At 30.4% G+C, this 6462-nt stretch carries 6 protein-coding genes; 1 reads left to right on the forward strand and 5 read right to left on the reverse strand.

Going from position 1 to position 6462, the window contains the following annotated elements:
- Nucleotides 1–195: 195 nt before the first annotated feature.
- The 4 genes from ABI549_RS13090 to ABI549_RS13105 all read right to left on the reverse strand — a co-directional run bounded on the left by ABI549_RS13090 (nucleotide 196) and on the right by ABI549_RS13105 (nucleotide 4835).
- A complete protein-coding gene (locus ABI549_RS13090; protein ID WP_348076908.1) occupies nucleotides 196–1551 on the reverse strand; it encodes a hypothetical protein in 1356 nt (451 codons plus the stop codon).
- A 205-nt stretch (nucleotides 1552–1756) separates the two neighbouring features.
- Nucleotides 1757–3241 (reverse strand): serine hydrolase, encoded by a 1485-nt coding sequence (locus ABI549_RS13095; protein ID WP_348076909.1) that lies wholly within the window; start codon nucleotides 3239–3241, stop codon nucleotides 1757–1759.
- Between the two features lie 190 nt (nucleotides 3242–3431).
- On the reverse strand, nucleotides 3432–4271 hold the full coding sequence (locus ABI549_RS13100; protein ID WP_348076910.1) for a DUF2971 domain-containing protein: 840 nt from the start codon (nucleotides 4269–4271) through the stop codon (nucleotides 3432–3434).
- Between the two features lie 162 nt (nucleotides 4272–4433).
- The gene (locus ABI549_RS13105; protein WP_348076911.1) at nucleotides 4434–4835 is read right to left on the reverse strand and encodes a hypothetical protein; all 402 of its coding nucleotides are present in this window, start codon (nucleotides 4833–4835) and stop codon (nucleotides 4434–4436) included.
- A 236-nt stretch (nucleotides 4836–5071) separates the two neighbouring features.
- Here ABI549_RS13105 and ABI549_RS13110 point away from each other — a divergent pair, with 236 nt between their 5' ends.
- Nucleotides 5072–5398, forward strand: coding sequence for a hypothetical protein (locus ABI549_RS13110; protein WP_348076912.1), 327 nt, complete (start codon nucleotides 5072–5074; stop codon nucleotides 5396–5398).
- Nucleotides 5399–5518: 120 nt separating this feature from the next.
- Here ABI549_RS13110 and ABI549_RS13115 read toward each other — a convergent pair whose 3' ends face one another.
- On the reverse strand, nucleotides 5519–6337 hold the full coding sequence (locus tag ABI549_RS13115) for a serine protease (protein WP_348076913.1): 819 nt from the start codon (nucleotides 6335–6337) through the stop codon (nucleotides 5519–5521).
- Between the last annotated feature and the right edge of the window lie 125 nt (nucleotides 6338–6462).

The raw sequence follows: 6462 nt of genomic DNA on the forward strand, positions 1-6462 counted from the left end.
TTGTCATTTATTTGGATTTTTTTGAAGCTGACCGCTAACGTCTTGGCGCTTGGCGAGGTTGGGGACTTTATAGCAGAGTATTTTCTGCCGAAACGAAGATATGATAAAAAACGTTAATTCCACTAAAACCCCAATCTCGCCAAACGGCTGTTAGTGGTAGCTTTTTTTTTCCACGCAAATTCCAATCCGAATAAGTTAGTCTGGTTTCTTGTCATTCACAATATTGAAATGGCGATGTAAGTCATCAATTGTATTCATAGAACTAATTATATTTATGCTATAAATTAAAAATACTAATCCACACAATGTCACACTATAAAAACTCTCAACATCAATTGCTAGCTCAATGCGATTATGAACATATTTATCACGTATATCGTAAAGTCTCCTAATGTTTGCACGCATAACTTCTTGGTCTCCTATGTGCAACTGCGGAATGACATTTTTTTTTAAAATAGTTTCTCCTTTAGCTTTATAATTGTTCTTAGGAATTATGAGTGTCTCAAAGAACGAAATCAAGTTTATAATACGTTCATAAAGATTTGAAACGCTACTCAGTGAACCGAATTGAATTATTGCATTCTCCAATTCATAATATATTTCTGTGTTTCGTTTCGATATTATGAATTGATGAAAAAGAAATAATCCGTCTTGCATAATTTTTGTCAATTCGACTTGACCGATAGTAATAGGTTGCGTATTCGTAGGAAACTCTACATTAAATCCAATATTTTGAAAGTTTCCAATATGATTTAAATACTCAACTTTTTCTACAACTCTATAATCAAAATCTACATTAAATGTATCAACTCCAGTTGTAAGCATCTGTGGAAAAAGAAAACATTTTAGTGAGTTAACTGATAATCTAATCTCTTTTTTTGCAAGTTCCACACATTTACTCTTTACGCCCAATACACTAACTGAAGCAAGAGGTAAATTTACAAAGGAATTAAACATCTTATCCCAATCCTCTAACTTAATATCTCTACCATTTTTGCTAGCCTCGGTATTTGTTGTCTGAAAGATTTCCAAACTATCGTCTTTGGATAATTGATGAAAATGGCAATTACCAACTTGAAAAGAAGTTTTTATTTCTAGAGCTTTAATTATGAAATCATAATGGCGTTGTTTTGTTTTTTTCTCGATTTCAGAAATTACATAATCATATAATTCTATAGTTGATACCTTTTTAATATAAAGTTGAATCATCCAATCAAATGTAACTTTTACAATGAACTTATAATCTGCAATACGATTAATAAAGTTAATCGATAAAAATTGTTCGACTAAAAACTTGAACTGGTTGTAATCCGATTCATCAATCAGGATTTCTTCATTCGGTAATTTTGCGCCAATGTTGATATTATTATTGAAAATATCAAGGTTTGAGAATTGAGAAATGAAATCGTCAGCTAGCTGAAGAGTAGGTATGCCTTTTTCGTCATCTCTACGTTGCTCTTCTAAACTTCTTGAAGTTTTGATTATAGGTCTTGATTTTATTAATTCAAAAACTTTATAACCATTTTGATTTATAGAAAATATTGAATCCATTATTATCTCTCTATTATTGAATTGCCCTTACTGTATTCTCCCCATCTGCTCAAAAGTTACCACTAACGTTTTGCGGCTTCATGAAGTGGCGAACTTCGTAACCGCATATTTTCCACTAAGATAATATTTCTTGCGAAAGAAATACATCAATTTAGCACATTTCTCGCCATTTCTTGAAACCGCTGTTGTGCGTTCGTACTTTCTTTTATTTATTTAGCAAATTGTTTAAAACTTTTTTCCCATTTTCGTTTTCAGGATTTAACTCAACAGATTTTTGATACACTTTAATCGCATCTTCTTTTTTGCCACATTGTAGCAATGCTTCGCCATAACTATCATATATATTCCAACTCTTTGGGAAAATTAATGTCCCTGAATTGAATGTTTGTAAAGAATTTTCGTTTTTTTGAAGACGAAGAAATTGATAACCCAATCTATTAAAATCTCTTTCGGTTGCAGTATAATTGGTTGGGTTTTTTATATATTCTGCAATCAACTGACTTGCTTTTTCTTTATTCCCGTTTTCAAGTAAACTACCATATATTCTTGAAAGATTTTGTACAGGAATTTTATAAGGTTTATTATCAATTAATTGTAACAATTCATTGGATGCTCCAAAAACATCGCTTGCTGTGTTAGACAAAATTATAACAGTTTGATTTTTAGTAATATTATGTGCCAAAATACTAGTAAGCCCACTAATAAATCCATCGTGAAAAACTATTTTTCCATTGATTTCATCAGTATATATAAACCAACCTAAACCATAACTAGTATCTTTTCCTTCCAAATTATTAATTACCATTTTTCCATCATTGAGTTTTGTTGCAGTTAATGCTTCTTCTATTTCATTCTTTCCTAATATTTGGTAGGTAAATAATGCATTTTGATATTTTTGCAAATCTATGGCTGTGCTTACAATTCCGCCATTTCCATAAAAATTGCTTTTTGCATTAATTGGGAAATTATCTTTTAAGGTATTCGTATTTACAAAATTGGTCGAATACGAGTTAGGGTAAGTGTATAATTCTACTTGATTTGTTGTTTTAATCTTTCTGTCCAAAGGAACAAATGAATTTTTCATTTTTGCAGGTTTGAAAATATTTTTTTCCAAATAACTTGCATAACTAATACCAGATATTTTTTCAATAATCATTGCGGCAACGCAAAAATTAACATTATTATATTCCCATTTGCTTCCTGGTAAAAATGAAAGTGGTGTTTTAAAACGAATAAAGGTTGGTATAATGTCTCGATTAGAAATTATTTTTTCTGGTTGTTCTTTCATTATACTATCAAATGAATTATACTCTTGCGCCAATCCAGAAGTGTTATTAAGTAATTGTTTAATAGTAATATTTGAATAAGGAAAATCTGTTAGATATTTTTTAACTGGATCATCAATTTTAAGTTTACCTTTCTGTTTAAGTTGCAGTATTGCTGTTGCTGTAAACGTTTTTGTTATTGAAGCAATTGGAAATTGAGATTTGTCACTAATTTTTTCTTGTTTTTCGATATATGAAAACCCATAAAAATTAGAAAAAACTTTTTCTCCTGATTTGGAAATTAATACGCTTCCGTTAAATAAATTATTTTTAGAAAGCGTTGAAAAAAAATTATTTAATTCTTGTCCAGCGACTGTATTTGTCAAGAAAGAAGTTAATAAGATTATAAAAATTCTTTTTTTCATTTTATTTTAATTTATCAATTGTTATTTTAATGTTCTGTTTTTTTAGTATGACGCACAACGTGTCGCGGCTTGCAGAAGTGGCGAACTTCGTGACCGATTATTTTCGGCTAAGATAAAATTTCTTGCGAAAGATAAACGTGAATTTACCACATATTTCGCCATTTTTGCAAACCGCTGTTGTGAGCAGTTCTTATTGATATGTTGAGGCAGATTTACTGACTATCGTTTTTTCTAAATTGTTAATTTCTAAAAATGACTTTAAAATTGATAAATCTAAACCAGACTTTGGTCCTAAGATAATTTCAGGAATTAATTTAGAGTTAAATGTTGCAGATAAATCAATTTCAAAATATGAGGTAAGATTAGAGTCTTTAGTTCTAAACTTCATTTGGGAAATGGAATGGCTGTTTTTCTCTGATAAGTCATAATTGTCAGATGGAGTATGAATAATGCGCCATTCTTTCTCTTCGATAAAGCTGGGGTTTTTGATAACAAGAGATTCGGTAGCAAGCGATATACCTAAAAAAGAACTTGCTGCTTCCCAAAGCTCGTCTTTTTTACCATCGTAAATATTTTTGAAAAGATTGGCAAGGTCTTCAACTTTAGCTTTTTGCTTTTTGGCATTGTATTCAATCTTAACTAAACCTAAAGTGTGATCTATATATGAACTTCGATTCGGTTTGTCAAATTGAAAATTTAAAATTGTTGGTGTAAAGCAAATTGCAATACCTTTTCCATCATCGGCATATGCTCTCCACTGACCGAGAGAATCTCCAACTTCAGAAAGACAAAAGAGATGAGGATTACCTTTATTCCAGCCATAAGTAGGAATTGTATAGTTTTGGAAGTCTTTATATTTTCCACTTTTAAATAAATTATTTACAATATCAAAATATTGCTCAATCCAAATACTTTCGTGAGCATCATTCATTTGCCCATAGTTAGAAAGCCAAATTGATTTCGATGATATTATTTGAAAAAAACTTTCAACTGAACAATAATGATATAGTTTTCTTGGTATTCTTGTCATATCAGGTTTTTTTTAGAATTGCTCACAACGTTTCGCGGCTTCAAGAAGTGGCGAACTTCGTAACCGTATATTTTCCACTAAGATAACATTTGTTGCGAAAGAAATACATCAATTTAGCACTTTTCTCGCCATTTCTTGAAACCGCTGTTGTATGCTGTTTTTTTAATTCCCTTTTTGTATTACTTTTATTCCATCAAAATAATTTCCATTTTGCAAAGCAATATTCATAATTCTTTCTGCGTTTGTTAAATTTTCTTTCATTTTTATTTTGATGATATTTCCGTTTAAACGTTCTACTGTAAAATCAGGATTTTCTACAATAAAATTTTGAGAAGTCTGATTTATTTGCTGTAAATCAACTTGAGTTCCATTAAATGCAATTCCGTCTAACCACCAAGAATTTGTTCCAGTTGTAATTGTAGTTAAATTTTCATTTGAATTAAATTCTACTAGTTTTGTAGAAAGTTTAATATTATCGTCCCATTTTCCATCTTCATTTTTAGAGCAAGATAAGAAAGTGATACATAAAATTCCAATAATAAGCAGACTAAAATTCTTTTTCATAATTATAAATTTTAAATTAAATATCTGTAATACAATGTTTTACGTTATTTTCGATTAAAATAGCATACAACGTTTCGCAACTATGCGTGGTTTTTCGGAATATACAAAACCATATTTCGGATAAGCCTAAATTAAACCAAGTACAAACAAATAATTAAATTAATCACAATGCCGAAAATCCCGCATAATTGCTGTTATAAGCATACCACTCAATATTAATTTTTAAAAATATTAAAATGAAACAGATTACAATAGAACAATTATTTGAGAAATATTCAATAAATGAAAGTCATTCGCAATGGAATGACAAAATTGACAATTGGATTAGCATAGAAATTTTTAGAATTATGCACAACGGAAGGTTACCAACTGAAAAAGATTTCTCGCCTGTGTATATTTTAGATTTCTTGAAAAAGAAAAATTCTGATTTTAAATGGTGGACTGAAGAAATAATGACTTGTGATGATTGGGGAAGTTTGTATTTAACTTCAAAAAGGATGTTATACAGAAATGCATATTCTATTTTAAGCGAAATAAATATCGATTCTAACGGTTGCTTATAACGTTTCGCTGCTTGGCGCAGTGGCGAACTTCGTAACTGCATATTTTCTCTTAAAGATAATATTTCTTGCGAAAGATAAACGTGAATTTAGCACTTTTTTCGCCATTGCGCCAAACAGCTGTTAGGCGATGCCTTTTATTCTTTTATGCTCTAATATTGTTTCAATTATATGATCTACTGGTTCTACAAGTGACAATCCTGAATTTTCTTCAAAAATTACTCTTGGTCTTTGTGTTTGTTGACTTACTGCAATATCTTGGTAAGGAATATAACTCTTGATTAATCCAATTAAGGAAGCTTTTAAATTTGATTTTGTTCCTTCAATTGAAATTGCTTCAGGTTTTAAAATAACTGGTCCACCGCTATTACCCGGAAAAACAAGAGCGTCAACTATGTAGTCTGTACTTCTTTTTTCATACATATCTCTAATTCTGGCTACTACACCTTGTCTCAAAATTACATGTTGTCTATCTTGAGCTACTAAACCCATTGGAAAACCTAACACATACAAGAAATCTCCTTCAGTAATTTCTAAGTTTTCCATATTAGATTTATTCAAAGCGTGATCATCTGAATGGAAAAATCCATATTTCAAACCTTGTTCATTTAAAATTTGTGTGTTTACTGCTAAAACTGCAACATCTACATTCGGATTTGGATGACCTGTCCATGTTGGAATACCATCTCCATCTATTAAACTTTCAGTAAAATCTTTTGCCGATTGATCAGTTTGAGGATTAAACCTTAAAATTGCAATTCTCAAATTTTGTAAAACATGTTTGTTCGTAACTAAAAATGTTCTGTATTTTTTCTCTTCTTGTGGCAAAGTTTCAAGTTGACCATACAAAAAGCCTGTACCAATCCAAACAGTTTCGTTATTATCATTTAGCGTTCCAATTGCGACAACGCAATCTAGAAAAAAGGAGGGTATTAATGCCATAATATAGTTTTTTAAAATGTTTCGATAAGTAAAATTTCTCTTTTTACGCGATTTTTTTCGAAGGTTTCGCCTAACGTCCCGTGGCTTGCTGTCAGTTGCGAGCTTCGGAACTAAATATTTTCTGC

This window comes from Flavobacterium sp. (assembly GCF_039932285.1).
Lineage (GTDB): Bacteria > Bacteroidota > Bacteroidia > Flavobacteriales > Flavobacteriaceae > Flavobacterium.

What these genes read in the sequence shown, in the direction of transcription:
- ABI549_RS13090 (WP_348076908.1), bottom strand. Translation starts at nt 1,551, where the DNA reads ATGGATTCAATATTTTCTATAAATCAAAATGGTTATAAAGTTTTTGAA.
- ABI549_RS13095 (WP_348076909.1), bottom strand. Translation starts at nt 3,241, where the DNA reads ATGAAAAAAAGAATTTTTATAATCTTATTAACTTCTTTCTTGACAAAT.
- ABI549_RS13100 (WP_348076910.1), bottom strand. Translation starts at nt 4,271, where the DNA reads ATGACAAGAATACCAAGAAAACTATATCATTATTGTTCAGTTGAAAGT.
- ABI549_RS13105 (WP_348076911.1), bottom strand. Translation starts at nt 4,835, where the DNA reads ATGAAAAAGAATTTTAGTCTGCTTATTATTGGAATTTTATGTATCACT.
- ABI549_RS13110 (WP_348076912.1), top strand. Translation starts at nt 5,072, where the DNA reads ATGAAACAGATTACAATAGAACAATTATTTGAGAAATATTCAATAAAT.
- ABI549_RS13115 (WP_348076913.1), bottom strand. Translation starts at nt 6,337, where the DNA reads ATGGCATTAATACCCTCCTTTTTTCTAGATTGCGTTGTCGCAATTGGA.